We start from the raw sequence: 26,313 nt of genomic DNA, 5'->3' as shown, positions 1-26,313 counted from the left end.
TGAGCTCTCGATTCAACTAAGGCCAGACTTGCGACTGCTATGAGCGAATTCATTCCCGGCCAGCGCTGGATCAGCGACGGCGAGGCCGAACTAGGGCTGGGCACCATCCTCAAGTGCGACTTCCGCACCGTCATGGTGCTGTTCAACGCACGCGAAGAAACGCGTACCTACAGTGTGCGGCAGGCACCGCTCACCCGTGTCGCGTTCTCGAGCGGCGATCGCGTCGAATCCGATCTTGGAGAGCGCCTGCGGGTGGTCGACACCAAGGAGATCGACGGGCTTCTGACCTACATCTGCCAGCCAGATGGCGAATCCACCGCCAGCGCTGCGCTGATCGAGCTGCCCGAAGCGCGGCTCAACGACAAGATGCAGTTCCACCAGGCGCGGGACCGGCTGCTCACCGGCCAGGTCGACCGCAACGACTGGTTCAACCTGCGCTATCGCAGTCTGCAGCACATCCAGCGGTTGCAACGCCACGCAGCCCACGGCTTCTGTGGCCCGCGCATCGACCTGGTGTCGCACCAGCTGGCGATCGCCGACGAAGTCAGCTCGCGCCACCGCCCTCGGGTACTGCTTGCCGACGAGGTCGGGCTGGGCAAGACCATCGAAGCAGGGCTGATTCTCCATCGGCTGCTGCTCAACGAACGAATCTCCCGGGTGCTGGTGCTGGTGCCGGCCAGCCTCTGCCACCAGTGGCTGGTCGAGCTGCTGCGCCGCTTCGATCTCGCCTTCACCCTGCTCGACGAGCACCAGAGCGAAGCGCTCGAGCGCGATGCCAATCCGTTCGAAAGCAGCCAGTGGGTGATCGCCAGCCAGCAGTGGCTGTTCGCCAACCCGCGGCGCCAGCGCGAGGCCGAGGAGGCGGGCTGGGACCTGCTGATCGTCGACGAGGCCCATCATCTCGACGCCAGCGACGAAGAGAGCGGCTATGCCTGCGTCGAGCGCCTCGCCGGCGGCGACTGCGGCCTGCTGCTGCTCACCGCGACCCCCGAGCAGATGGGCATCGAGCGCCACTTCGAGCGCCTGCGCCTGCTCGATCCCGAGCGCTACCATGACCTCGAGCGCTTCCGCGCCGAGGAGCAGGGTTTCGCCCGGCTCGCCGACCAGCTCGAGCGGCTGGGTGAGGCGCTCGGTACCGATGGCACGATCGATGCGGCGTTGATCGGCGAATTGGCCACCACCGTGGGCGACGACCAGGATGCCCGTGCCCAGCTCGATACCCTGGTGACGGCCGCGGCCGGCGACGCGCGCGACACCGCGCATCGCGCGCTGCGCCAGCTGCTGCTCGACCGCCACGGCATCGGCCGGGTGATGTTCCACAACAGTCGTCGCGAGATCGAAGGCTTTCCTGAGCGCAGGCTCTCGGTCTCTATGCTCGAGCCGCCGATGCCCTACCGGCGGGTGCTGCGCCGGCTCGAGCGTGACGAGGAGTACCTCGACACCCTGATGGTCGAGCATGAGCTCGCCTATCCCGATGCGTTGATCTACCCCGAGCTGACCTACACCGCGCTCGCCGGCGAGGAGGCCGATCCCTGGTGGCGCCTCGACCCCAGGGTCGAGTGGCTGCGCCAATGGGTGAAGACCCACCCGGGCCAGAAGGCGCTGGTGATCTGCCATTCCAACGAGACCGCACGGGATCTCGCCACCGCGCTGCAGGTCCTCAGCGGCCAGCACGTGCCGGTGTTCCATGAAGGCACCTCGCTGGTCGAGCGTGATCGCGCCGCGGCCGACTTCGCCGACGCAGAGGATGGCAGCCCGCTGCTGATCTGCTCCGAGATCGGCTCCGAAGGGCGTAACTTCCAGTTCTGCCACCATCTGGTGCTGTTCGACCTGCCTCCCCACCCGGACCTGCTCGAGCAGCGCATCGGCCGGCTCGACCGGATCGGCCAGCGTTTCCCGATCGAGCTGCACGTGGCTTGCTTCGAAGGTGCCCCCGACGGTGCATTGATGCGCTGGTATCGCGACGGGCTGGAGGCCTTCGGCGCTCCCAATGGGCTCGGTGGAGAGCTGTTCGAGGCGTTCAGCCAAGAGCTCGACGAAGCGCTGCTCGACGCTGACAAGCTCGATGGCCTGGTCGAGCGTACCGCCGAGCGCCGCCGCGAGCGGCTGGCCGAACGCGCGGCGGGGCGCTATCGGCTGCTGGCCAAGAGCATCGCCGAGCGCGGTCGGGTCGAGGAGCTCAAGCGCGCGATCATCGAACTCGACGAAGACGCGAAGCTGCCAAGCTACCTGGAGCAAGCGTTCGATGTCTTTGGTGTCGAGACCAGCGACCTGGGCGATGGCTTGCTCCATCTGGTCGCCGGACCGCACATGCTCGACGGCCTGCCGGGGCTCGCCAAGGGCGAGGAAGGCTTTACCGCGACCCTTTCGCGCGCGCAGGCGCTGTCCCGCGACGATGTCCAGCGGCTCAGCTGGGAGCATCCGCTGGTGCGCGAAATGCTCGGCCGCGCGCTCGAGGGCACGCTCGGCAACACCGCCCTGGCGCTGCTCAAGCACCCCGCGATTCCCGGCGGCCGGCTGATGGCCGAGATGGTCTTCGTCACCCATACCCCGGCACCGCGCCGCTATCAGGCGGGACGCTTCCTGCCACCCACCACGGTGCGGGTGCTGCTCGACGACCAGGGCCAGAATCTCACCGACAAGGTCTCCTTCGGCGGGCTCGCCAAGAACCTGCGCAAGGTAAAGCGAGCGATGGCGCGGGACCTGATCAAGCAGTGCCTGCCCCAGCTGCGTGATTTGCTCGAACGCGCCGAGGTCGAGGCAGAGCGCACCCTGCCGACGCTGATCGAAGATGGACAGCAACGATTGGCTACGGGCCTGGACCGCGAGATCGCCCGGCTGCGCGCGCTGGCGAGCCGCAATCCCGCAGTGCGCGAGGAAGAGATCGATGCGCTGGTCGCGGAGCGCGACACGCTGAGCGCTGCGATCGACGACACCCGCCTGCGTCTCGACGCGGTCAGGGTCATCGTCACCGTCGGTGCCGAAGACTAGCGCGAGCGCTTGCGCTCGAGCATTGCCGCGAGCGCGCCATCGAGTTCGGGATGAGAGAATTCGAATCCCGCCTCGAGCAGCCGGCGCGGGCGCATGTCGGCGCCGGTGAGCAGCATGCGCGACATCTCACCGAGGCCGAGTTCGAGCAGCCGTGCGGGAATCCGCCACGGCACCGGCCGGTGCAACGCCCGTCCAAGCGCCGCCATGAACTCGGCGTTGCGCAGCGGCCGCGGCGCGCTCAGGTTGAACACTCCCTCCTGGGCGCGATCCTCGAGCAGCCACACCAGCGCCTCGACCAGGTCGCTGCGCGCTATCCACGGCATGAACTGGCGGCCATCGCCGAGCCTGGCGCAGGCGCCAAAGCGCACCGTCGGCAGCATCGAACGCAGCATCCCGCCGTCAGGATCCAGCACCAACCCGAAGCGCGCGATCACCAGGCGCACACCAAGCGACTCGACCGGCTTCGCCGCCTGCTCCCAGAGGGCGCAGAGGCGATGGGCGAACTCATCGTGAGGGGGCGTCGCCTCGACGACCTCGCGCTCGCCTTGATCGCCGTAGTAGCCCATCGCCGAGGCGGAAACCATCACTGCAGGCGGAGAATCGAGGCGCCGGCACAGCGCGACCAGGTCAGCGGTGGCCGCGACCCTGCTGTCGATCAGCGTACGCTTGCGCGACTCGCTCCAGCGCCCGCCGAAGATCGGCGCGCCCGCCAGATTGACGACCGCCGCTACCGGCTCAGCGGCAAAGCCGACCGCGCTGTCATGCGCATCCACCTCGATGCCGATCCGCCCGGCCGCGCCGCCGGGGTCGCGAGAAACCACGCCCAGCCGGTGGCCGGCGGCCTTCAATCGACGGCATAGCGCCCGACCGACGAAGCCGGTGGCACCACTCAAGACCACGTACATACGGGCATTCCTCATTGCACGACATCGCGCCGCTCTACCTACGGTAGTTCCCCGCCTCCCCGCTCGCCATGCCCACCTTGGCATGAGATTGCCTCGCGTCAGCACCGTTGCAGCCTCTCCGTGGGCATCGATGCCTCCCCTTCCATGCCTCCGGCGTCGTACCATGGGCGGGACACACGCTCCCTTCCGACTGGGACGAATACACGTTTTCAGAGCCGCTCGCCCATGCAAAGCACGCTGATCATCCTCGCCCATGGATCGACCGATCCCGCCTGGCAGGCCCCCTTCGCCACGCTCGAGGCACGCCTTCGCGAACGGTTGGGTCCTCAACTGCGACTCGCCTACATGGAGCTTTGCTCGCCACTGCTGGAAGAGGTGGTACAGGAACTCGCCGAGGCGCATCCCGAGGGAACCCGCATCGACGTCCTGCCGCTGTTCTTCGCCGCCGGGCGCCACCTGCGCAAGGACGTGCCAGCGCAGCTCGAGGCTCTCGCCCAGGAGCACCCCAGGCTCGAACTGGCCCTGCTGCCGCCGGTCGGGCAGCATCCGGCATTCATCGATGTGGTGGCGGAAATCGTCGCGGAACGCGGCCTACGGGCGTGAGCCACCGGATCGGGGAGGAAGCGATGTCTCAGCGCCAGTTGGTCTGGTTCAGAAACGATCTGCGCTGCGCGGACCAGCGTGCGCTCAGCGCCGCCAGCGCCAGGGGCGAGGTGATCGCGCTCGTCTCCCCCTGCTACGAGCAGTGGCGGGAGCACGGCCACGGCGCCAACAAGCTGGATTTCTGGTATCGCAGCGCCAAGGCGCTCGCCGCTGGGCTCGATGCACTGAACATCCCGCTGCTGGTGCTCGAGGTCGAGCGCTTCGATCAAGTGCCCGAGGCACTGGTGAAACGGGCCCGAGCGCTCGGCTGTAGCGCCTTGCACTTCAACGACGAGTACGCGGTCAACGAACGCGAGCGCGACCGTCGGGTGGCCGAGGCTTGTCGCGCCGCGGGGCTCGAAGTGCATCGCTATACCGATACGGTGCAGTTCGCGCCCGGTGAGCTCAGAACCAATAAGGGGGAGTACTACAGCGTCTTCACCCCGTTCGCCAAGGCCTGGCACCGCGAGTTGGAGGGAGCCCGGTTGAAGCCCTCGCCGATGCCCGAGCGCCAGTCCCCTCCAGCCGAGATCGTGAGCGAAGAGCTTCCCGCCCCGCCACGGCGCGCGACGATCGATACCGCGCTCTGGCCGGCTGGCGAAGAGGAAGCGCAGGCGAGGCTTTCGCGATTCATCCGTGACCGGCTGCGTCTTTATCAGCGCGACCGGGACTTTCCCGCCCTGGCCGCGACCAGCGCTTTGTCCGCCTATCTGGCCGTCGGGGCGATCTCGGCACGCCAGTGCCTCAATGCGGTCCTGCACCATAATCATGGACACCTCGCCGACGGCGACGCAGGCACCTCGACATGGGTCAATGAGCTGGTATGGCGGGAGTTCTACCAGCACATCCTGGTCGGCTATCCCCAGGTTTGTCGTCATCGCCCGTTTCGCCAGGAGGCGCAGCGGATCCGCTGGCGCGATGCCCCCGAGGAGCTCGAAGCCTGGCGGCAGGGGCGCACCGGCTATCCGCTGATCGACGCAGCGATGCGCCAGTTGGTCGAGACCGGGTGGATGCACAATCGGCTGCGCATGGTCACTGCGATGTTCCTCACCAAGCATCTGCTGATCGACTGGCGAGAGGGGGAGGCATTCTTTCTCGACCACCTGGTCGACGGAGAGCTCGGTGCCAACAACGGCGGCTGGCAGTGGGCCGCCTCGACCGGCACCGATGCTGCGCCCTACTTCCGCCTGTTCAATCCGACCACCCAGTCGCAGCGTTTCGATCCCGAGGGCGCCTTCATCGCCGCTTGGCTCGAGGGCTTCGAGGAGCTCGATGCCAAGGCCCGCCACGCGCCGAGCGCGCAGCAGCGTGAGGCATGCGGCTACCCTGCGCCGATCGTCGATCACCGCGCGGCACGTGAACGGGCGCTGTCTACTTTCGCCGCAGCGTTCAAGCACCCAGGCTAGTATGTGATGATTACCCTGTGCCGGGCGCATCATCGAGCCGCAGGCTTCGATTTAGTCACCCGCCGCACAGCTATGGCATAATGCCGCCGGCTAATGCCCACGTGGCGTGCACAAGATCCTCGCCACGACAGGGCCTGACACCCCCGCGCCAGGTGACCACCAGGCACGGCGCAGCGCCGGGAACGCTAGAATGGCGCGATTGGCGGGCACCGGGTGACATGCTCTAAACTCGGGCGCCTGACGAACAAGCCCCCTACCCAGATCTTCGGAAAGCGTCTCTGTGACCAAGCAACACTCCTTTAGCCATGAAGAGCTGCTCAAGTGCAGCCAAGGCGAACTCTTTGGCCCGGGCAACGCTCAGCTGCCAGCACCGAACATGCTGATGCTCGATCGTATCACCCACATCGGCGAGACCGGTGGGCAGTACGGCAAGGGTGAGCTGATCGCCGAGCTCGACATCCATCCCGACCTCTGGTTCTTCCAGTGCCACTTCCCAGGCGATCCGGTAATGCCTGGCTGCCTCGGTCTCGATGCGATGTGGCAGCTGGTCGGCTTCCATCTCGGCTGGCTGGGCAACCCTGGCCGTGGCCGTGCGCTGGGCTGTGGAGAAGTCAAGTTCTCCGGCCAGATCCTGCCGAGCGCGGAAAAGGTCACCTATCACATCCACGTCAAGCGGGTCATCACCCGTAGACTGATCCTCGGCATCGCCGACGGCGTGGTCTCCGTGGATGGAGAGCCGATCTACCAGGCCAACGATCTTCGCGTCGGCCTGTTCACCTCCACTTCGAATTTCTGATTGGGAGGTCCCCATGCGACGAGTGGTAGTCACTGGTATCGGCATCGTTTCGTGCCTCGGGAATGATCAGCAACAGGTCCTCGAGTCCCTCAAGCTAGGGCGCTCGGGCATTCGCTACCGCGAAGAGTACGCGCAGCGCGGCATGCGCAGTCACGTCGCCGGCGTAGTGGACATCGACCTCGATGCGCTGGTCGATCGCAAGCATCGCCGCTTCATGGGCGATGCCGCGGCCTATGCCTATGTCTCGATGCAGCAGGCGATCGAAGACGCGGGGCTCACCCCCGAGCTGGTATCCAACCTTCGCACCGGCCTGATCGCAGGCTCCGGTGGCGCCTCCTCGGCCAACCAGGTCGAGGCCGCCGATGTCCTGCGCGAGAAGGGTCTTCGCCGGGTCGGCCCATATCGCGTCACGCGCACCATGGGCAGCACCGTTTCCGCCTGCCTGGCCACGCCGTTCTCGATCAAGGGGCTCAACTATTCGATCTCCTCGGCCTGCGCCACTTCCGCGCACTGCATCGGCAGCGCGATGGAGCAGATCCAGTTCGGCAAGCAGGACATCGTCTTCGCCGGCGGCGGCGAGGAGGAGCATTGGACGCTGTCGTGCCTGTTCGACGCGATGGGCGCGCTCTCCACCGGCTACAACGATACGCCGGAGAAAGCCTCTCGCGCCTATGACTCGCAGCGTGACGGCTTCGTCATCGCTGGCGGTGGCGCCATGCTGGTACTCGAGGAGTACGAACACGCCAGGGCCCGCGGTGCGAAGATCTACGCCGAGCTGGTCGGCTATGGCGCCAATTCGGACGGCGCAGACATGGTCGCTCCCTCTGGCGAGGGCGGTGCGCGCTGCATGCAGCAGGCGCTGGCGACCGTCGAAGGCTCGATCGACTACATCAACACCCACGGCACCTCGACGCCGGTAGGTGACATGAGCGAGCTGCGCGCACTGCGCGAGGTTTTCGGCGAAGCCGTGCCGGCGCTCTCCTCGACCAAGTCGCTGACCGGGCACTCGCTCGGCGCCACGGGGGCCCAGGAGGCGATCTACTCGCTGCTGATGATGAAGCACGACTTCATTTGCGCCTCGGCGAACATCGAAGAACTCGATGCCAAGGCCGAAGGCTTCGATGTCGTGCTCAAGCGGCGCGACGGCGTGCGCCTCGAACGCGTCATGTCGAACAGCTTCGGATTCGGCGGCACCAACGCCTGCTTGGTGTTCCAACGGCTGGAAGATTGATCCACAGCACGTCCCGTCATGAAAAGAAGACCCCGCGAAGCGATTCGCGGGGTCTTTCGTTGACCCACCTTACAGTTTGGCCCAGGTCAAACCTGCTCGACCGGCATCGTTCGACGACTCGGGCGAGGCACCGTGGATATCTGCTCGAGCTGGTCCTCGATCCAGTTCTCCACCTCGACGAGCAGATCCTTGACATCGCGCCCCTCGGTCGCGATCGGCTCGCCTATCACCACCTCGATCCGCCCCGGGCGTTTGATCCAGCCGCCGCTGGTCCAGCATTCGCCGGCATTGTGGGCGATCGGGACCACAGGCACCCCGGCCCGCCAGGCAATATGCACGCCGCTCTTGCTGAACGGTTTGCGGCTGCCCGGCGGCACCCGGGTGCCTTCGGGGAAGATGAGCACCGAAAGCCCCTCACGCAGCCGCTCAGCGCCTTCGCTAAGCACCTGCTTCAGCGCTACCGACGGGCGCGAACGATCCAGCGGGATAGGCCGCACCAGGCGCAGCGCCCAGCCGAACACCGGGATCTTCAGCAACTCCTTCTTGAGTACCGTACAGGTCGGCGGCTTGAGCAGTTGCAGGAACAAGGTCTCCCACTCACTCTGGTGATTGGAGAGAATCACGCACGGACCAGCCGGCAGCCTATCGCCGCCGCGCACCCTGACCGTCACCCCGCAACAGAGGCTGAACCAGGCGATGATCGTCCGGTTATAGAGATTGAGTACCGAAAAACGCGGTCTTAGCGGCAAAAAGCAGGCAGCAGGCACCAGCGTCACCGCGCTGACCAGCACCATCGACACGTAGCCGATGTAGAACAACGAACTGCGTAATACATTCATACCGCTTCTACCCTTGCTGCCCACGCGTCGACGCAGGCGCCTCCGGCTCGCCGAAACGCTCGTCGAGCCACTGTTCGATCAGCCGCTCGAGTTCGAGCCGCCAAGGTTTTTGATGCACCCCGAAGGTGCCTAGCATACGCCGGCAATTGAGCACTCTACGCACCATTCCTCCCTCTCGGAAGACGCCCTCGACCTCACCCAGTCCATCGACCGGAAGCCCGCGCGCGCTGAGCTGCTGCTCGAGCTGGGTGCGCACTGCGGCGACGAAGGTGTAGAGGCTCACCGGCTCGATCCCAGCGAGGTGGTAGGCTCCCCACGCCTCGGCACCGTTATCGAGCTGCAGCAGCATGCCGCAAAGCGCGCGGGCCAGCCCTTCGACCGGCGTCGGGCCAACGAACAGATCCTGCTCGGCATGCACGCGCTGGCCCGCCTGAAGCTTCTCGAGCAGGTCGGGAAGCCATGCCTCCTCGCCTTCACTACCGAACAGCGGACCTACCCGCACCACCAAGTGACGCGGCAGTTCGGCGCGAATCCGGTCGCCAACCGCGACCAGACGCTTGCGTGGGGCGGACTCCGGACGAGGAATGAGTCCTTCCTCGATCGCTCCTTCGTCATAGCCGTGCTCGTAGATCTGGTCGCTGATGCACCAGACCAGAATAGTCCCGCTGCCGAGGCATCCCGCGATCATCGCCTCGACCCGCGAGGCGTGTGCCTCGACCTGCTCGGGGCTGATCGCATCCAAGTGAGCCAATGGCGGCAGCACCAAGGCGTCGAACTCGCCGGAATCGAGCGCCTCGAGCGCTTCACGAGACTCGTCGACGAGGGATATTTCGAGATCCAGGCGACGTTCCACCTCGCGATCCAGTGCAAGGCTAAGACAGTGACCGGCATCGAATACCAGAAGTTTCACGACAGGGCAGCTCGGCTAGGCAGGTGATCGATCGACAGCCACGGACGGCTGCAAGTTTCGGGATCGACATGATCCTAGCTGCGGAAGGCGACGTCCAGCCTGGCGTGCGTCCACCAGACCGACAGGGTCGCCAAGGGCGGGGCTCGGTGGCGCTTGGTGTACAGGATCGAACGAGGCTCGAGCCCTGTGACGTACAGAACTCAGGCCACGGCCACCGGCTGAGGGCGAGAACCGTCCAACTTTCGGAGTCGGCTCGCTTCAGGATTTGGCGATTTCCGGCATCAACATCCACTCCGCGCTGTCGTTCCACACGTCCATGCGGGTGATCTTGCCGTCACGTACTTCGAAGCGGTCCAGGTAGCGGTTGCCGGAGAAGCTGCGGCCATCGGGCCATTCGCCGTAGAGCGTGCCATTGGAATACACCACGGTATGATCGCCGCGATCCATCCAGTCGAAATTGCCCAACGCCTTCTTCACCCACGCGTATCGTCCGCCGTTGAACGCGGTGATGGCTTGCGGGTCGGGCATGGCGCGCCCACCGGTGAAGGTGATCTTCACCTCATCGCTCATGAAGGTCGCTGCGCGGACCGGGTCCGGGGCCATGGAGGCCTCGAGAAAATTGCTAACGATCTGCACGGCTTCGTTTGTCTCAGACATAACCCGATCTCCTGACTCAGTGATGGACGCGATGAAGATGCGTGCCCCCGTGTGGTGCAAAGCGCCTTAGTTTGGCGCAAATTTTCTAGCTGATCCTCCGCTAACCCTCGGATTTCAGCTGGCCACGGACTGGCATCGTAATTGCTAGCAATAAATTTACAAGTGCTAGCAACCAGGAGCGTTATCCATGTCATTCCGGCTTCCAGACGTGCAGCGTCTGTTGTTCCCCGTAGCGGCGGCCATCTCACTCAACCTCGCCGTCGCCACCAGTACGCAAGCGGCAGAACCCCCCATCAAGGTCGGTTTGGTGGCGGCTCTCTCTGGCCAGTCGGCCAAGTCCGGCGAGGCCTTGACCCGTGGCCTGACCATGGCCATCGACGAGGTCAACGCTCAAGGCGGTGTACTGGGACGCCCGCTCGAACTGGTACGTCGCGACGACGAAAGCAACCCGTCCAAGGGCATGCTGGCTGCGCGGGAGCTGATCCAGCGCGAGAAAGTCACGGTGCTGTTCGGCGGCCTCGACACTCCGGTTTCCCTGGCGATCGTGCCTCTGGCCAATCAGCTGAAGGTGCCGTTCATGGGCATCTGGGCGGCGGGCACCAAAATCACCGAGAACGGCGCCGCGGACAACTACGTGTTTCGTGTCTCGGCCGTCGATGAGCTGGTGGACGAAGCGTTGGTCAAGTACGGCGCCGACCAGGGCATGAAGAAGCCCGGCATGATCCTGATCAACAACCCGTGGGGCGAATCCAACGAAGCCGGCTTCAAGCGCGCCCTGGAAAAGCGCGGCCTGGAAAACGCCGGCGTCGAGCGCATCCAGGACAGCGACCTCGACGTGGTGCCGCAGCTCACTCGCCTGAAGAACGCAGGCGCCGATACCCTGCTGATGGTCGGCAACGTCGGACCCTCGGCCCAGGTGGTGAAATCCCTCGACCGCATGGGTTGGGACGTGCCGGTGGTCTCGCACTGGGGTCCGGCGGGCGGTCGCTTCGGTGAGCTTGCCGGACCGAGCGCCTCGCGGGTGCACTTCATCCAGACCTACGTGTTCACCGAACACAACGATGCCAAGGGCGACGCCCTGCTCGCAGCGCTGAAGAACGCCTACCCGCAGATCGAAAGCCTGGCCGATGTGACGCCCGCTGTCGGCATCGCCAATGCCTACGACGCCCTGCACCTCAGCGCCCTGGCCATCGAGAACGCTGGCAGCACCGACGGCGAGGCGGTGCGCGACGGCTTCTACCAGATCACCGATTACGACGGTCTGATCAAGGACTACAGACAGCCGTTCACGGCGCAGAAACATGACGCACTTGGTCCTGACGACTATGTGTTCGCCCACTTCGTGGGTGACCAGATCGTGCCGCTCAATCCCTGAACTCCGGTCCTGAACCAAGCCGTCACCGAGCACTAAGGAATTCACTATGTTCACCGCCGCCATCGTCACAGGCCTGGGACTGGGCAGCATGTACGCCCTGCTCGCCCTCGGCTTTCACCTGACCTACGTGGTCTCGCACACCGTCAACTTCGCCCAGGGTAGCGCCATGATGGTCGGCGCAGTGCTGGGCTACACGCTGTGCATCACCTGGGGTCTGTCGCTGTGGCTGGCACTGCCGCTGACGCTTCTGCTCAGCGCCCTCTACGGACTGGTGATCGAGCGCTGGCTGGTGCGCCCGTTCCACAGCCGCGGCTCGCAAGCCTGGCTGATGGCGACGGTGGCGGGCGGCATTCTGGTCGACAACCTGGCGCTGTTCACCTTCGGCAAAGAGCCTCGGCAGTTCGAAAGCAGCTTGCTCAATCTGAAAGTCGAGCTGTTCGGTAACGCCATCGGCGCCTTGCAGCTATTGATCCCACTGGTCGGCGCGGCCATCGCCCTGGCGCTTTTTCTAGTGCGCCGTTACACGCGGCTTGGCAAGGTGCTGGAGGCCTGCGTGCAAAACCCGCGCGCAGCGATGCTGATGGGTATCAACGTCAATCGCGTGGTCGCCATTGCCTTTGCGATATCGACGGTATTCGCAGCCATCGCCGGTCTGCTGATCGCGCCGCTGTTCAGCGTCAACGCCGAGATGGGCATGTTGTTCGGTCTGAAGGCCTTCGCCGTGGCGATTCTGGGTGGCATCGCCAGCGCTGGGGGCGTGTTCGTCGCGGGGCTGCTGTTCGGTCTGACCGAAGCCCTGGTCACCCTGTATTTCGGCTCGGCATTCACCCAGATACTTACTTTCGCTCTGGTGATTCTGGCCCTGGCGATCCGCCCCAACGGCCTGTTCGGCAGCCAGGCACTGGTGAAGGTATGAAAAACCTGAAAACCCAACTCGGCCCTGTTTCCATAGTCGGACTGGCGCTGATCAGCGTGGTTGCCACGTTCACTCTCGACAGCTATTCGCTGCTGGTCTTCACCCTGTGTGCACTGGCCGCCGTAGTGGGCGTGGGCCTCAATGTACTGATCGGTTTGAGCGGTCAGATTTCCTTCGGCCACATCGCGTTCTATGCCATTGGCGCCTACATCTCGGCGCTGATGACCCTGGCCGGGTGGCCGCTGTGGCTGGCCGTTCCCGCAGCTGGTCTGGTGGCTGGCGCCATCGGCGCTTTGCTGGCGATTCCAGCGCTGCGCGTCACCGGGTCTTATCTGGCGATGATCACCATCGCGTTTTCCTTTGTCGTGCATCACAGCCTGATCGAATGGCGCGACGTCACCGGCGGCTCCAATGGCCTGATGGGCATTCCGATGCCTGAGTTCGCAGACGTGGATCCATCTATCCTGCTGGCATTGATCGCCACCGCCCTGATGATCGCCGCACTGGCGTTCTATCAGCGCCTGCATCACAGCGGCTGGGGCAAGGCCATGCGCGCAGTGAAGGCCTCGGAAATCGCCGCCCGCTCCCTGGGTTTCAACCCGGTCGTCAGCAAGACCCTGGCCTTCGCCCTGTCGGCGCTGCTCACCGGCTTGGCGGGCTCGCTGCTCGCGCCGTTGCTGATGTTCATCAACCCGGAATCCTTTCCGTTCTCGCAGTCGATCCTGTTCGTGCTGGCGGTGATCGTCGGCGGCAGCGGCACTTTGTTCGGTCCGGTGCTAGGTGCGTTGCTGATCGTGCTCGTGCCTGAGTTGCTGTCGGATTTCGCCGAATACCGGCTGCTGATCTTTTCGGTGCTTTTGCTGGTGGTGCTGTGGATCGCACCCAACGGTTTGCTGGGTACCATCGCCCGCCGCTGGATCAAGCCGACAGCGCTGACACCGCCGGCACGAATCGATACCAGACGCGTCGCCGACTACCTGGGCAATCGCACCCATCGCGACGGTCTGCACATTCGCGACATCGGCATCCGATTCGGCGGTGTGCAAGCAGCGCAACAGGTGAGCCTGCACGCTCCGGCCGGCAGCATCACCAGCATCATCGGCCCCAACGGCGCAGGTAAAACCACGGTGCTGAACATGATCAGCGGGTTCTATACCCCCGACAGCGGGCAGATCGAACTGGGTCGGGCGCTGGCCGGATTGCCTGCCTGGAAGAGCGCCCGTGCCGGGATCGCCCGCACTTACCAGACCACTCAGCTGTTCGGCGAAATGTCGGTGCTGGACAACGTGCTGGTGGCGATGCAGCAAGGCCGGCTGGGGCTGATCTTCAGCCGACCGAGCGACGCCCAACGAGAGCTGGCGCTGGATCTGCTGGCGCTGGTCGGCTATCGCGGCGCAGTCAATATCCCTGCCGAGGACCTGGCCCATGTCGACCGCCGCCTGGTGGAAATCGCCCGGGCCCTCGCCACGGCACCCGCGGTGTTGCTGCTGGACGAACCCGCCGCCGGCCTGAGCCGCCGCGACACCGATGCGCTGGCCACTCTGCTGAAGCAACTCGCAGGTTTCGGTCTGACGGTGATCCTGGTGGAGCACGACATGGCGCTGGTGATGGCGGTGTCCGAACGCTTGCTGGTGCTCGATGCAGGCAAACCGATCACGGTCGGCACACCCGCCGAAGTGCAACACGACGAGCGCGTCATCGCAGCGTATCTGGGCGGCACTGATTATCAGGCCACGCCTCGCAACAAGGCATGGGACGGCAGTCACGATGCGCGCCTGTACGTCAAGGATCTGGTCATCGACTACGGCGCCGCGCCAGTGGTGAACAAGGTCGATCTGGTGGTCAATCCAGGCGAACTGGTGGCGATTCTCGGCGCCAATGGCGCGGGCAAATCCAGCATCCTGCAATGCCTGGCCGGGCTGCATCGCGCATCGGGCGGCAGCATCCTGCTGGACAACGAAAACATCGAGCAGGCCAGCGCCAGCAGCATCGCAGGCCAGGGCCTGGCGCTGGTGCCCGAAGGTCGTCAGGTCTTCCCCTACCTGAGTGTGCGCGACAACCTGTTGCTGGGCAGTTATTCACGCCGCGACGCGGTGGATGCCGAGGGGGAAATCGAAGCGATCCTGCAGCGCTTCCCACGCCTGCGCGATCGCATCGACAGCCCCGCCGGCCTGCTTTCCGGTGGCGAGCAGCAAATGGTCGCGGTGGGTCGTGGACTGATGGCCAAGCCGAAGATTCTGCTGCTCGACGAGCCGTCGCTGGGGCTTTCGCCGTCGATGATCGGCGAGTTGTACGATGCGCTGGCAGCGCTACGCGATGAGGGCGTGACTCTGTTACTGGTGGACCAGATGGCCAACCTCGCACTGCAGGTCGCTGATCGCGCTTACGTGCTGGAAACCGGCCGTGTGATCAAGTCCGGTAGCGCCGCGCAGCTGCGCGAGGACAGCGAACTGGCAGCGGCGTATCTGGGCGAGGGAGTCAGCGCATGAGCGCCTTGATCATCGACAATGCCCGCGTCGGTCACGAGCCGATTCCGACCTCGCTATACGTTGAGGACGGGCGCTTCGTCGAGGCGCTGAGCCGTGAGGTCACTGCCTGCGAGACCCTCGATCTCGAAGGTCGGCTGCTGCTGCCGGGACTGATCGAAACACACATCCATCTGGACAAGGCCTGCATCATGCAGCGCTGCCGGTTGCAGGCTGGCACACTGGCCGAAGCCGTGCGGCAGACCAGCGCAGCGAAGGCGGAATTCACCGAGGAGGATGTCTACCGACGAGGCGCCCAGGTGCTGGACAAAGCCATCCTGCAGGGCACCACGCACATGCGCACCCACGTCGAGCTGGATCCGCAGATCGGACTGATCGGCTTCAACGCGATTCGTCGCTTGCAGGCCGATTACGCCTGGGCGATCACTCTGGATATCTGCGTATTTCCCCAAGAAGGCATGCTCAACAACCCAGGCACCGAGGAATTGCTGCGCTTCGGTCTGGAAAACGGCGCGACGGTGCTGGGTGGCTGCCCTTACACCGACAGTGATCCGCTGGGGCAGATCGAGCGTCTGTTCGAACTGGCGGTGGAGTACGGCTGTGACCTGGATCTCCATCTGGATTTCGACCTCAATCCCGAGGGCATGACCGTCGCACACGTGGCGCGTTGCACCGAGCAGCACGACTGGGGCGGGCGCGTGACCATCGGCCATGTCACCAAGCTGTCGGCGCTGCCCAGGGAGACATTGATACCCCTGGGTATCCGCCTGGCCGAGGCCGGCGTACAGGTGACTTGCCTACCGAGCACCGATTTGTTCCTGATGGGTCGCGAGCACTTCCACGACAAGCCCCGCGGCTTGGCACCGCTGGCGCATTTGCACGCTTGCGGGGTGACGTGTTCGGTGTCGACCAACAACATCGGCAACCCGTTCACGCCATACGGCGACGCCTCGTTGGTGCGTCAGGCCAACCTGTTCGCCAACGTCAGCCAGATGGGTACGGAGCCGGAACTGCTGCAATGCCTGGCGTGGGTATCGAGCGAATCGGCGCGAATGCTGCGCCTGCCGGACTACGGCCTGACGCCTGGCTGCCACGCCGACTTCATCGTCTTCGACGCCCCCTCGCCAGCCGCGGTGATTGGTGAAATCAGCATGCCGCTGATGGGCTACAAACGTGGGAAGCGGACCTTCGAGCGGCCGCAAGGGAGGTTGCTGTTGCCGCGATAATCAGAGCAGCACGCGGTGGGGCAGATCGACACCTACCGCCAAGCTGATACACGCACCCATATGGAGACGCCCCGGTCGAATTGGCGATCGGCCAGATGAAGCGGCAGCACCTTAGCAGTGCGGAGGCAGCTACCCTCGATCACTCACTCAGCGCCTGCTTGAGGTTGAACTCCGCAGGCGCCGCGGATTCCAGCACTAGTTGCCCTTCCAGTTCTTCCAAGTGCTCGATCATCACCGCCACGGCTTTCTCACGGTCGCCGTTTTCCAGTGCCGTGATGATCTGCTGATGTTCGTTCGAAGCGCAGGAAGGCACATCGTTACGCTGGTACAGCGCGACGATCAGCGAGCTGCGCACCATCAGGTTGCCGAGGATGTCGCTGAGCACGCTGTTGTCGCAAATCGCGCCGAGCATCAGGTGGAACTCGCTCAGCTCGCGCACGATGGCGCGGCGATCGGTGTGGTCAGTCGCGTTGCGCTCATTGTTCATGTGGGTCGCGACGCGCTGGCGCTGTTTGCGCATGATCGCTGGTGTGATGGATTCGACGATCGCCCGCTCGATGGCACGCCGCGCACTGAAAACGTCCCGCGCCTCCTTGGCGGTGGGCTGGGCGACCATCGCCCCGCGATTGGCCTCAATGGTCACCACTTTCTGCAGTGCCAGGCGTTGCAACGCGGCCTGGACATGGTTGCGATTGGCTTGCAGGGTCTCGACGATCTGCGCTTCGATCAGGCGGGTGCCGGGCGGCAGGCGATGCTGGGCGATGGCCCTGTGCAACGCATCGACGATGCGCTGAACCTCACGCTGTTTGGCGGTGACCGTTCTCGAGCCCATCCTTTCCTCGTTTCTGCGGAGAACCTCTGTCACCCGCACAGCATTGGCGGTCGGGCAACGGACGGCATCATCCGCCAGCGCCCCGTACGATACAGGACTCAAGCCTTGAGCCCCGGCTGAGTGAACCATCCGACTATTGGGGGTCAATTCAGGACGCGGGGCTGCGCAAGGAAAACTTTACAGCTTTCGTCAAGGTACGCTCTAGAACGGAATCTCGTCGTCGAAATCGTCGAAGCTGCCCGGGTTCGGAGCGCCATTGTTGTTCTGCTGCGGGGCGCCATAGCCACCCTGCTGGGGGGCGTTGCCCGGCGCCGGGCGCGGCTGGCCGCCACCTTGGGCCGGAGCGCGAGCCGCTTGGCCATAATCCTGGCCACCGCCATAGCCGCCCTGCGGGGCACCCTGTGGAGCACCGCCCCCCTGGTTGCCGCGCGGTTGATAACCGCCCTGGCCACCCCCATTGTTAGGGTTGAAATCGCCGGCCCGGGAATCGAGCATCTGCATGTCGTTGGCGACGATCTCGGTGGAGTAGCGATCCTGGCCGTCCTGTCCCTGCCATTTGCGCGTCTGCAGGCGCCCTTCGATATAGAGTCGGGACCCTTTCTTGACGTACTGCTGGGCGATCTCGGCCAGCTTGTTGAACAGCACCACCGTGTGCCATTCGGTACGTTCCTGGCGCTGACCGCTCTGGCGGTCGTTCCATGTGTCGGTGGTGGCCAGGCGCAGGTTGCAGACCGGGTTGCCCGAGGGCAGGAAACGCACTTCAGGATCCTGACCGAGATTGCCGATCAGGATCACTTTGTTCACACCGCGGGCCATATCCGCTCTCCTCGATTGAAAATTCCTGGTTCGCGCCTCAGGGCCGACCCTCGCACCAGCGTCCGGTCATCCTTCTGGCAGGCGGCCGAAACCGCTCGTGCGCGCTTGGAGTCGTGCCACTCGCTCGGATCATGAGCCGGTGCCCGGCATTCGCCACCTACCGCGAAGCGCACGGCAAGGCTTGCACAATTGAGTGGCGCGCCCTAAGGCTATCGGCGCATTTTAGCGTACTTGAACCCCTCGGCATACGCGCCGAGGGTCTTGGCCGCGTGACGTAAAGACGCCTGGGGCCGCTATGGCCTATAGTTACTCGCTTAACCCGTCAGAGGTCGCCATGGATCGTATTCTGGTGCGCGGTGCGCGCACTCATAACCTGAAGGACATAGATGTAGAGCTGCCGCGCGACAAGCTGATCGTGGTCACCGGGCTTTCCGGCTCGGGCAAGTCGTCGCTGGCCTTCGACACTCTCTATGCCGAAGGCCAGCGCCGCTACGTCGAGTCGCTCTCCACCTATGCGCGCCAGTTCCTGTCGATGATGGAGAAACCCGACGTCGACCATATCGAGGGACTGTCTCCGGCCATCTCGATCGAACAGAAATCGACCTCGCACAACCCGCGCTCCACGGTCGGTACCATCACCGAGATCTATGACTACCTGCGCCTGCTCTATGCCCGCGCGGGTACACCACGCTGCCCGGATCATCACCTCGATCTCGAAGCGCAGACCGTCTCGCAGATGGTCGACCAGACCCTGGCGCTACCCGAAGGCAGCCGGGTGATGCTGCTCGCACCGCTGGTCAAAGGCCGCAAGGGTGAGCATCAGCAGCTGCTCTCCGAGCTGCGCGCCCAAGGCTACGTCCGTGCCATGGTCGATGGCGAGGTATACGAGCTCGATGACGTGCCAGCGCTGGAGAAGAACAAGAAACACGACATCAGCGTGGTGATCGACCGTGTGAAGATTCGCCCGGACCTGGCCCAGCGCCTCGCCGAATCGTTCGAGACCGCGCTAGGGCTGGCCGACGGTGCGGCGATCCTACATTTCATGGATGAAGATCGCGAGCCGATGATCTTCTCTTCTCGCTTCGCCTGCCCGATCTGCGGCTACTCGCTGGCCGAGCTGGAACCGAGGCTGTTCTCGTTCAACAACCCGGCTGGAGCCTGCCCAAGCTGCGATGGCCTCGGGGTGCATCAGTTCTTCGACCCCGACAAGCTGGTCCGCCAGCATGAGCTATCGCTGGCCGAGGGGGTGATCAAGGGCTGGGATCGCCGCAGCATCTACTACTTCGGCCTGCTCGAAGCGATCGCCGAACACTATGGGTTCGCGCTCGACACGCCCTGGCGCGATCTCCCCGCTTCGGCGCGGGACATCGTGCTGCATGGCAGCGGCGGCGAGGAGATCGCTTTCAGCTACGTCAACGATCGCGGCAAGCAGGTCACCCGGCACCACCCTTTCGAGGGCGTACTGCCGAATCTCGAGCGGCGCTATCGCGATACCGACTCGAACACGGTGCGCGATGAGCTCGCCAAGTACATCGCGATTCGCCCTTGCCCTAACTGCGAAGGCTCTCGACTCAGGCGCGAGGCGCGCAACGTATTCGTCGATGATCGGCCACTGCCCTCTGTGGTGAGGATGCCGATCGGCGAGGCACAGGCGCTGTTCTCGACCATGCAGCTGCCAGGCCGCAAGGGCGAGATCGCGGTGAAAATATTGAACGAGATCAGCGCGCGGCTCGAATTCTTGGTCAATGTCGGTCTCGACTACCTGACCCTGGAGCGCAGCGCCGACACGCTCTCCGGTGGTGAGGCACAGCGCATCCGCCTGGCGAGCCAGATCGGCGCGGGCCTGGTGGGGGTGATGTACATCCTCGATGAGCCGTCGATCGGCCTGCACCAGCGCGACAATGATCGGCTGCTCAGCACCCTGGTGCATCTGCGCGACCTGGGCAATACGGTGATCGTGGTCGAACACGACGAGGATGCGATTCGCGCCGCCGACCACGTGCTCGACATCGGCCCCGGGGCCGGTGTTCACGGCGGCCGGATCGTCGCCCAGGGTACGCCCGCACAGATCGAGCGGCACCCGGACTCGCTCACTGGCCAGTATCTGAGCGGCAAGCGGCGTATCGAGGTTCCGCACCAGCGTTTTCCAGTCAACGAAAACAAGATGATCCACCTGCACGGCGCTAGCGGTAACAACCTGTGCGATGTCGACCTGCATCTGCCGCTGGGCCGCTTCGTCTGCATCACCGGAGTCTCTGGATCGGGTAAATCGACGCTGATCAATGCAACGCTGATGCCGATCGCCGCCACCGAGCTGAACAAGGCGACCACGCTCACGCCGGCGCCCTACCGCTCGATCTCGGGGCTCGACCAGCTCGACAAGATGATCGACATCGACCAGAGCCCGATCGGCCGTACTCCGCGCTCCAACCCAGCCACCTATACTGGGATATTCACCGCGATCCGCGAGCTGTTCTCCGGTACCCAGGAGGCGCGGGCTCGCGGCTACAAACCGGGCAGGTTCAGCTTCAACGTCAAGGGTGGGCGCTGCGAGGCCTGCCAGGGGGAGGGGCTGATCAAGGTCGAGATGCACTTCCTGCCCGATATCTACGTTCCTTGCGACGTCTGTCATGGCAAGCGCTACAACCGCGAAACGCTCGAGGTGAAGTACAAGGAGAAGAACATCCACGAGGTGCTCGAAATGACCGTCGAGGACGCGCTGACCTTCTTCTCCCCGGTTCCCGCGATCGCACGCCGCCTGCAGACGCTGATGGACGTGGGGCTGACCTACGTGCGCCTCGGCCAGAGCGCGACCACGCTCTCAGGGGGCGAGGCGCAGCGGGTCAAGCTCGCCCGCGAGCTCGCCAAACGCGATACCGGCAAGACGCTCTACATTCTCGATGAGCCCACCACCGGCCTTCACTTCGAGGATATTCGCCAACTGCTCGGAGTGCTGCACAAGCTGCGCGATCAGGGCAATTCGATCGTGGTGATCGAGCACAATCTCGATGTGATCAAGACCGCCGACTGGCTGATCGACCTGGGCCCTGAGGGTGGCTCGAAGGGAGGGCAGATCATCGCGGAAGGCACGCCGGAGACGCTGGCGGAAAACGAGCGGTCCCACACGGGGCGCTTTCTCAAACCCCTGCTGGAAGCCCATACCGAACGAGGCAAGCGCGCCGGATGATGAACAGCGGCGGCACGACATCACGAGTGTGCCGCCGACTCGCTGGCTGATCGCCTCACCGGATGAAAGAAAAAAGCCGATTCGGGATCTCCCGAATCGGCTTTGATTACCGCTCGCGCCTGGTCAGCAAGGCGCGCGATGCTTACTCGTCGCCGGCGGCTTCAGCAGCTACCGGGCGATCCACCAGCTCTACGTAAGCCATCGGTGCGTTGTCGCCGGGGCGAAAACCGCACTTGAGGATGCGCACATAGCCGCCCGGACGGGTAGCGTAGCGCGGACCCAGCTCGCGGAAGAGCTTGCCCACCGCGGCGTCGGAACGCGTGCGGCTGAACGCCAGGCGCCGGTTGGCGACGCTGTCGCTCTTGGCCAGGGTGATCAGCGGCTCGATATGACGACGCAGTTCCTTGGCCTTGGGCAGGGTGGTTTTGATCAGTTCATGCTCGACCAGCGACACGCACATGTTCTTGAACATGGCATGGCGGTGCGCCGAATTCCTGTTGAGTTGACGACCACTCTTACGATGACGCATGGTTGTGATTCCTTACCAATCTTGGACTCGAGTCACCCGTTTCAGGCGGAGGCCTTTTCGTCCTTCAGGCTCGCGGGCGGCCAATTTTCCAGCCTCATACCGAGCGACAAACCACGTGCCTCGAGCACATCCTTGATTTCATTCAAGGACTTCTTGCCAAGGTTCGGCGTCTTCAGCAGCTCGACTTCGGTGCGCTGAATCAGATCGCCGATGTAGTAAATGTTCTCGGCCTTGAGGCAGTTGGCGCTGCGGACGGTCAACTCGAGATCGTCTACGGGGCGGAGCAGAATCGGATCGATCTGATCCTCTTCCTCCTCGACTTCCTGCTCTTTATCGGCTTCAAGATCGACGAAGGCAGCCAGCTGCTCCTGCAGAATGGTCGCGGAGCGGCGGATCGCCTCTTCGGGATCCAGGGTGCCATCGGTCTCCAGGTCGATCACGAGCTTGTCGAGGTCGGTACGCTGCTCTACGCGCGCAGACTCGACGGCGTAGGAAACGCGACGAACCGGGCTGTAGGTCGCATCCAGCTGGAGACGACCGATCGCTCGGGTTTCGTCTTCGTTCTGGGCACGGACGTCTGCCGGCTCGTAGCCGCGACCACGCATGACGCGAAGCTTCATGTTGAGCTCGCCGCCATCGTTCAGGTGAGCGATGACGTGATCCGGATTGACGATCTCGACATCGTGGCCGACGGCGATATCGCCAGCGGTCACGACGCCAGGGCCCTGCTTGTTCAGCGCCAGCTCAGCATCGTCGCGTCCGTGCATCTTGATGGACACGTCTTTGAGGTTCAGGAGGATTTCGATGACATCTTCCTGAATGCCTTCGATGGCGCTGTACTCGTGCTCGACTCCTTGGATCTCGGCCTCTACGACGGCACAGCCGGGCATCGAGGAGAGAAGGATGCGACGCAGAGCATTCCCCAGGGTATGACCGAAGCCGCGCTCGAATGGTTCGAGCACGATCTTCGCGTGATTCGCGTTGATCTCTTCGACCTTGATATCGCGAGGACGGAGAAACTCTGTCACTGAACGCTGCATATGAACACCTTTAGGCTGCCGAACGAATACTCGAAGTCTCTTACGAAGTTGACCACTCGAAGGATTACTTGGAGTAGAGCTCGACGATCAGGTTTTCGTTGATGTCGGCAGACAGGTCTCCACGCTCGGGAATGGCCTTGAACGTGCCTTCCATCTTCTTGGCATCGACTTCGATCCAAGCGATGTCGCCACGGTTGCCGGCAATTTCGAGGGCAGCCTGGATACGGCTCTGGTTCTTCGACTTCTCGCGTACGGAGATCACGTCACCAGTGGAAACCTTGTAGGAAGCGACGTTAACGGTCTTGCCGTTGACGGCGATCGCCTTGTGGCTCACCAGCTGGCGTGCTTCAGCGCGGGTAGCACCGAAGCCCATGCGGTAGACGACGTTGTCCAGGCGGGTTTCGAGCAGCTGAAGCAGAACTTCGCCGGTCGCACCCTTCTGGCTTGCTGCCTTTTTGTAGTAGTTGCGGAACTGCTTTTCCAGTACGCCGTACATGCGACGCACTTTCTGCTTTTCACGCAGCTGAGTACCGTAGTCGGAGAGACGCTGACGGCGCTGGCCATGCTGCCCCGGGGGCTGCTCGGCTTTGCATTTCTTCTCGAATGCGGTGACGCCGCTCTTGAGGAAGAGATCGGTGCCTTCGCGACGAGACAGCTTGCATTTGGGTCCGGTATAACGTGCCATGAATCTGTCTCCTTATACGCGGCGTTTTTTCGGCGGACGGCAGCCGTTGTGAGGAACGGGCGTCGCGTCGGTGATGCTCTGTACGCGGAAGCCTGCGGCGTTGAGCGCACGCACGGCGGATTCACGGCCGGGTCCGGGACCCTTGACCAGCACGTCTACGTTCTTCACTCCATACTCGGCTGCAGCGGTCGCTGCACGTTCGCTTGCTACTTGAGCCGCGAACGGGGTGCTCTTGCGAGAACCACGAAAACCCGAACCACCGGCAGTCGCCCATGCGAGCGCGTTGCCCTGGCGGTCTGTGATCGTCACGATCGTGTTGTTAAAAGAGGCGTGGATATGAGCGATCGCATCCACTACCTGCTTTTTAACCTTTTTACGGTTACTGCGCGGGTTAGCCATGTTTGGAAGTATCCTGGTGTTAACGCATCACGCGTTATTTGCGAATCGGTTTACGCGGCCCCTTACGGGTACGCGCGTTGGTCTTGGTGCGCTGACCGCGCAACGGAAGACCACGACGATGGCGCAGACCACGGTAGCAACCCAGATCCATGAGACGCTTGATATTCAGCGTGATCTCACGGCGAAGGTCACCTTCTACGACGTACTTGCCGACTTCTGCACGCAAAACGTCCAGCTGCTCGGGGGAGAGATCCCCGATCTTGGTGCTGGCTTCGATGCCAACAGCAGCACAGATCGCTTTGGAGCGAGTACGGCCAACGCCGTAGATGTAGGTCAGCGAGATCGCCGCATGCTTGTTGTCCGGGATATTGACGCCTGCAATACGGGCCATCAGCTTACTCCGAAGATTTGAGCGGCTTTGCTCGGTTAGTCATCTACAAAAAGGCGCAATAGCATACCTCTTGCTCACTACTGGAGCAAGAGGCATGCTCGCGCCGAGGTCAAAAGCGGTGTCAGGGTAAAGATCTAGGATCAACCCTGGCGCTGCTTGTGCCGCGGTTCGGTGCAGATAACCCGCACAGCACCGCGACGGCGAATGATCTTGCAGTTACGGCAGATCTTTTTAACGGAAGCTCGAACTTTCATCGTTCACTCCAAAATGTCTAGCGGAGACATCAGCGCATGATGCCGCCGCTGCCATAGCCTTTGAGGTTGGCCTTCTTCATCACGGACTCGTACTGATGGGACATCAGATGCGATTGCACCTGGGCCATGAAGTCCATCACGACCACCACCACGATCAGTATCGACGTACCGCCGAAGTAGAAGGGCACCTGCCAGGCGACCATCAAGAACTGAGGCATCAGGGAGACGAACGTGATGTAAATAGCCCCGAACAGCGTCAACCGCGTCATCACCTTGTCGATGTAGCGCGCGGTCTGATCCCCCGGGCGGATACCCGGAAGGAAGGCTCCAGACTTCTTCAGATTGTCGGCGACGTCCTTCGGATTGAAGACCAGCGCCGTATAGAAGAAGCAGAAGAATACTACCGCGGCTGCAAAAAGCAAGATGTAGAGCGGTTGTCCTGGCCCAAGCGCCTGAGAGATGGTGGAAAGCCACCCCAATCCTTCGCCCTGCCCGAACCACTGTCCGATGGACGCCGGGAAGAGCAGGATGCTGGACGCGAAGATCGGCGGAATGACACCCGCCATGTTGACCTTCATCGGCAGATAGCTGCTCTGGCCCGCATACATCTTGTTGCCCACCTGACGCCGCGGATAGTTCACCGTAATGCGGCGCTGGCCGCGTTCGATGAATACCACGAAAGCGACGGTGGCGACGCCGAGGAGCGCCAGCGCGAGCAGCGGCAGCACGTTCCAGGCACCATCGTTGCGCGCCAGTTCGAAGGCCTGCCCGACCGCACTGGGCATGCCAGCGACGATACCCGCGAAGATGATCAGCGAAATGCCGTTGCCGATCCCCTTCTCGGTGATCTGCTCACCGAGCCACATCAGGAACACCGCGCCAGCGACGAAGGTCACGATGGCGGTGAAGTAGAAGCTGATGTCGGCACTGTAAGCCACACCGCTCCCAACCAGTCCCACTGCCATGCCGACCGCTTGGATCAGTGCCAGTACGACCGTGCCGTAGCGAGTGTACTGGGTGATCTTGCGACGACCTGCCTCTCCTTCCTTCTTCAACTGCTCGAGATGGGGAGAGACTACCGTCAAGAGCTGCATGATGATCGACGCGGAAATGTACGGCATGATGCCGAGCGCGAAGATGCTCATCCGCTCCAGCGCACCACCGGAGAACATGTTGAACAAGCTCAGGATGGTGCCCTGGTTTTCTCTGAAGAGGGCAGCGAGCTGGTCAGGATTGATACCGGGCACCGGAATGTGGGCACCGATCCGGTACACCACGAGCGCGATGATCACGAACCGAAGACGGGCCCAGAGTTCACTGAGGCCGCCCTGGCTGCTGGCCGGTACGTTTCCTGACTTAGCCATTAGTCCTCTACCTTACCACCAGCGTTTTCGATCGCCGCGCGAGCACCCTTGGTGACTTTGACGCCACGCACGGTAACGGCACGGTCCAGCTCGCCAGAGAGAACGATCTTGGCGAAGCGGGTCGAGTCCTTGATCACGTTGGCTTGTTTCAGCGTCGTGAGATCGACGACCTCGCCATCGACCTTGGCCAGCTCGGAGAGGCGAACCTCTTCAGAGACCAGCGACTTGGCCGAGGTGAAGCCGAACTTCGGCAGACGACGCTGGAGCGGCATCTGGCCACCCTCGAAACCGGGCTTCACAGTCCCGCCGGAGCGAGATTTCTGCCCTTTATGGCCGCGACCGCCAGTCTTGCCGAGCCCGGAGCCGATACCGCGCCCAAGGCGTTTTTCGGCATGCTTGGCGCCCGGTGCCGGACGCAAAGTGTTGAGCTTCATGG

At 63.4% G+C, this 26,313-nt stretch carries 24 protein-coding genes; 10 read left to right on the top strand and 14 right to left on the bottom strand.

All coding sequences use genetic code 11. The features are described 5' to 3' along the window. The first annotated feature begins 39 nt into the window (after positions 1-39). The gene (rapA, locus tag Q376_RS0104685; protein ID WP_027349334.1) at positions 40-2,991 is read left to right on the top strand and encodes an RNA polymerase-associated protein RapA; all 2,952 of its coding nucleotides are present in this window, start codon (positions 40-42) and stop codon (positions 2,989-2,991) included. On the opposite strand, the gene Q376_RS0104680 is transcribed toward rapA, so the two are convergent. Next, on the bottom strand, positions 2,988-3,896 hold the full coding sequence (locus Q376_RS0104680; RefSeq protein ID WP_027349333.1) for a TIGR01777 family oxidoreductase: 909 nt from the start codon (positions 3,894-3,896) through the stop codon (positions 2,988-2,990). The genes rapA and Q376_RS0104680 overlap by 4 nt on opposite strands. A gap of 225 nt (positions 3,897-4,121) precedes the next feature. On the opposite strand from Q376_RS0104680, the gene Q376_RS0104675 reads away from it, so the two are divergent. The 4 genes from Q376_RS0104675 to fabB all read left to right on the top strand — a co-directional run bounded on the left by Q376_RS0104675 (position 4,122) and on the right by fabB (position 7,971). Continuing rightward, positions 4,122-4,499 carry a CbiX/SirB N-terminal domain-containing protein gene (locus Q376_RS0104675; RefSeq protein WP_027349332.1) on the top strand — a complete coding sequence of 126 codons (378 nt, stop codon included), beginning with the start codon at positions 4,122-4,124 and terminating at the stop codon, positions 4,497-4,499. A 23-nt stretch (positions 4,500-4,522) separates the two neighbouring features. Then, entirely contained in the window at positions 4,523-5,944 is a 1,422-nt protein-coding gene (phrB, locus tag Q376_RS0104670; protein ID WP_027349331.1) for a deoxyribodipyrimidine photo-lyase, read from the top strand. A gap of 280 nt (positions 5,945-6,224) precedes the next feature. Further along, entirely contained in the window at positions 6,225-6,740 is a 516-nt protein-coding gene (gene fabA, locus Q376_RS0104665) for a 3-hydroxyacyl-[acyl-carrier-protein] dehydratase FabA (protein WP_027349330.1), read from the top strand. A 13-nt stretch (positions 6,741-6,753) separates the two neighbouring features. Then, entirely contained in the window at positions 6,754-7,971 is a 1,218-nt protein-coding gene (fabB, locus tag Q376_RS0104660) for a beta-ketoacyl-ACP synthase I (RefSeq protein WP_027349329.1), read from the top strand. 86 nt (positions 7,972-8,057) lie between these two features. On the opposite strand, the gene Q376_RS0104655 is transcribed toward fabB, so the two are convergent. The 3 genes from Q376_RS0104655 to Q376_RS0104645 form a co-directional block, all read right to left on the bottom strand. Continuing rightward, positions 8,058-8,810 (bottom strand): lysophospholipid acyltransferase family protein, encoded by a 753-nt coding sequence (locus tag Q376_RS0104655; protein ID WP_027349328.1) that lies wholly within the window; start codon positions 8,808-8,810, stop codon positions 8,058-8,060. A gap of 7 nt (positions 8,811-8,817) precedes the next feature. Then, the gene (locus tag Q376_RS21425; protein ID WP_043446272.1) at positions 8,818-9,720 is read right to left on the bottom strand and encodes a sugar nucleotide-binding protein; all 903 of its coding nucleotides are present in this window, start codon (positions 9,718-9,720) and stop codon (positions 8,818-8,820) included. Positions 9,721-9,978: 258 nt separating this feature from the next. Then, complete coding sequence (locus Q376_RS0104645; protein WP_027349327.1) at positions 9,979-10,377, bottom strand: nuclear transport factor 2 family protein; 399 nt, start codon at positions 10,375-10,377, stop codon at positions 9,979-9,981. Between the two features lie 187 nt (positions 10,378-10,564). Between Q376_RS0104645 and Q376_RS0104640 the strand changes: the two genes are divergently transcribed. Genes Q376_RS0104640 through Q376_RS0104625 form a run of 4 tightly spaced genes read left to right on the top strand, consistent with a single transcriptional unit; the run spans position 10,565 to position 16,380 of the window. Beyond that, positions 10,565-11,752, top strand: coding sequence for an ABC transporter substrate-binding protein (locus Q376_RS0104640; RefSeq protein WP_027349326.1), 1,188 nt, complete (start codon positions 10,565-10,567; stop codon positions 11,750-11,752). 46 nt (positions 11,753-11,798) lie between these two features. After that, positions 11,799-12,668: a branched-chain amino acid ABC transporter permease gene (locus tag Q376_RS0104635; RefSeq protein WP_027349325.1), complete on the top strand. Its 870-nt coding sequence runs from the start codon at positions 11,799-11,801 to the stop codon at positions 12,666-12,668. Beyond that, positions 12,665-15,157, top strand: coding sequence for a branched-chain amino acid ABC transporter ATP-binding protein/permease (locus tag Q376_RS0104630; RefSeq protein WP_027349324.1), 2,493 nt, complete (start codon positions 12,665-12,667; stop codon positions 15,155-15,157). The genes Q376_RS0104635 and Q376_RS0104630 overlap by 4 nt, the downstream gene beginning before the upstream one ends. Then, on the top strand, positions 15,154-16,380 hold the full coding sequence (locus tag Q376_RS0104625) for an amidohydrolase family protein (protein WP_027349323.1): 1,227 nt from the start codon (positions 15,154-15,156) through the stop codon (positions 16,378-16,380). The genes Q376_RS0104630 and Q376_RS0104625 overlap by 4 nt, the downstream gene beginning before the upstream one ends. Before the next feature lie 139 nt (positions 16,381-16,519). Here Q376_RS0104625 and Q376_RS0104620 read toward each other — a convergent pair whose 3' ends face one another. Together Q376_RS0104620 and ssb are read right to left on the bottom strand one after the other, a co-directional pair. Continuing rightward, complete coding sequence (locus Q376_RS0104620; protein ID WP_211266600.1) at positions 16,520-17,359, bottom strand: GntR family transcriptional regulator; 840 nt, start codon at positions 17,357-17,359, stop codon at positions 16,520-16,522. Between the two features lie 54 nt (positions 17,360-17,413). After that, the gene (ssb, locus tag Q376_RS0104615) at positions 17,414-18,028 is read right to left on the bottom strand and encodes a single-stranded DNA-binding protein (RefSeq protein ID WP_027349321.1); all 615 of its coding nucleotides are present in this window, start codon (positions 18,026-18,028) and stop codon (positions 17,414-17,416) included. 334 nt (positions 18,029-18,362) lie between these two features. On the opposite strand from ssb, the gene uvrA reads away from it, so the two are divergent. After that, positions 18,363-21,215, top strand: coding sequence for an excinuclease ABC subunit UvrA (gene uvrA, locus Q376_RS0104610; protein WP_043446268.1), 2,853 nt, complete (start codon positions 18,363-18,365; stop codon positions 21,213-21,215). A gap of 142 nt (positions 21,216-21,357) precedes the next feature. On the opposite strand, the gene rplQ is transcribed toward uvrA, so the two are convergent. The 8 genes from rplQ to rplO form a co-directional block, all read right to left on the bottom strand. Continuing rightward, on the bottom strand, positions 21,358-21,744 hold the full coding sequence (rplQ, locus tag Q376_RS0104605; protein WP_027349319.1) for a 50S ribosomal protein L17: 387 nt from the start codon (positions 21,742-21,744) through the stop codon (positions 21,358-21,360). A gap of 41 nt (positions 21,745-21,785) precedes the next feature. Then, positions 21,786-22,784: a DNA-directed RNA polymerase subunit alpha gene (locus Q376_RS0104600; protein WP_027349318.1), complete on the bottom strand. Its 999-nt coding sequence runs from the start codon at positions 22,782-22,784 to the stop codon at positions 21,786-21,788. A gap of 64 nt (positions 22,785-22,848) precedes the next feature. Then, positions 22,849-23,469 carry a 30S ribosomal protein S4 gene (gene rpsD / locus Q376_RS0104595; RefSeq protein ID WP_027349317.1) on the bottom strand — a complete coding sequence of 207 codons (621 nt, stop codon included), beginning with the start codon at positions 23,467-23,469 and terminating at the stop codon, positions 22,849-22,851. Positions 23,470-23,481: 12 nt separating this feature from the next. Next, positions 23,482-23,868: a 30S ribosomal protein S11 gene (gene rpsK / locus Q376_RS0104590; RefSeq protein ID WP_027349316.1), complete on the bottom strand. Its 387-nt coding sequence runs from the start codon at positions 23,866-23,868 to the stop codon at positions 23,482-23,484. Positions 23,869-23,902: 34 nt separating this feature from the next. Next, on the bottom strand, positions 23,903-24,259 hold the full coding sequence (rpsM, locus tag Q376_RS0104585) for a 30S ribosomal protein S13 (RefSeq protein WP_027349315.1): 357 nt from the start codon (positions 24,257-24,259) through the stop codon (positions 23,903-23,905). 140 nt (positions 24,260-24,399) lie between these two features. After that, a complete protein-coding gene (gene rpmJ / locus Q376_RS24200) occupies positions 24,400-24,513 on the bottom strand; it encodes a 50S ribosomal protein L36 (protein WP_077373351.1) in 114 nt (37 codons plus the stop codon). A gap of 29 nt (positions 24,514-24,542) precedes the next feature. Continuing rightward, positions 24,543-25,877 (bottom strand): preprotein translocase subunit SecY, encoded by a 1,335-nt coding sequence (gene secY, locus Q376_RS0104580; RefSeq protein ID WP_027349314.1) that lies wholly within the window; start codon positions 25,875-25,877, stop codon positions 24,543-24,545. Beyond that, positions 25,877-26,311, bottom strand: coding sequence for a 50S ribosomal protein L15 (rplO, locus tag Q376_RS0104575; RefSeq protein ID WP_027349313.1), 435 nt, complete (start codon positions 26,309-26,311; stop codon positions 25,877-25,879). The genes secY and rplO overlap by 1 nt, the downstream gene beginning before the upstream one ends. Positions 26,312-26,313 lie beyond the last annotated feature (2 nt).

It is taken from the genome of Halotalea alkalilenta DSM 17697, from assembly GCF_000621205.1.
Lineage (GTDB): Bacteria > Pseudomonadota > Gammaproteobacteria > Pseudomonadales > Halomonadaceae > Halotalea > Halotalea alkalilenta.
The sequence above is the reverse complement of the archived record's forward strand: the minus strand, read 5'-3'. Positions and strand labels throughout refer to the sequence as shown.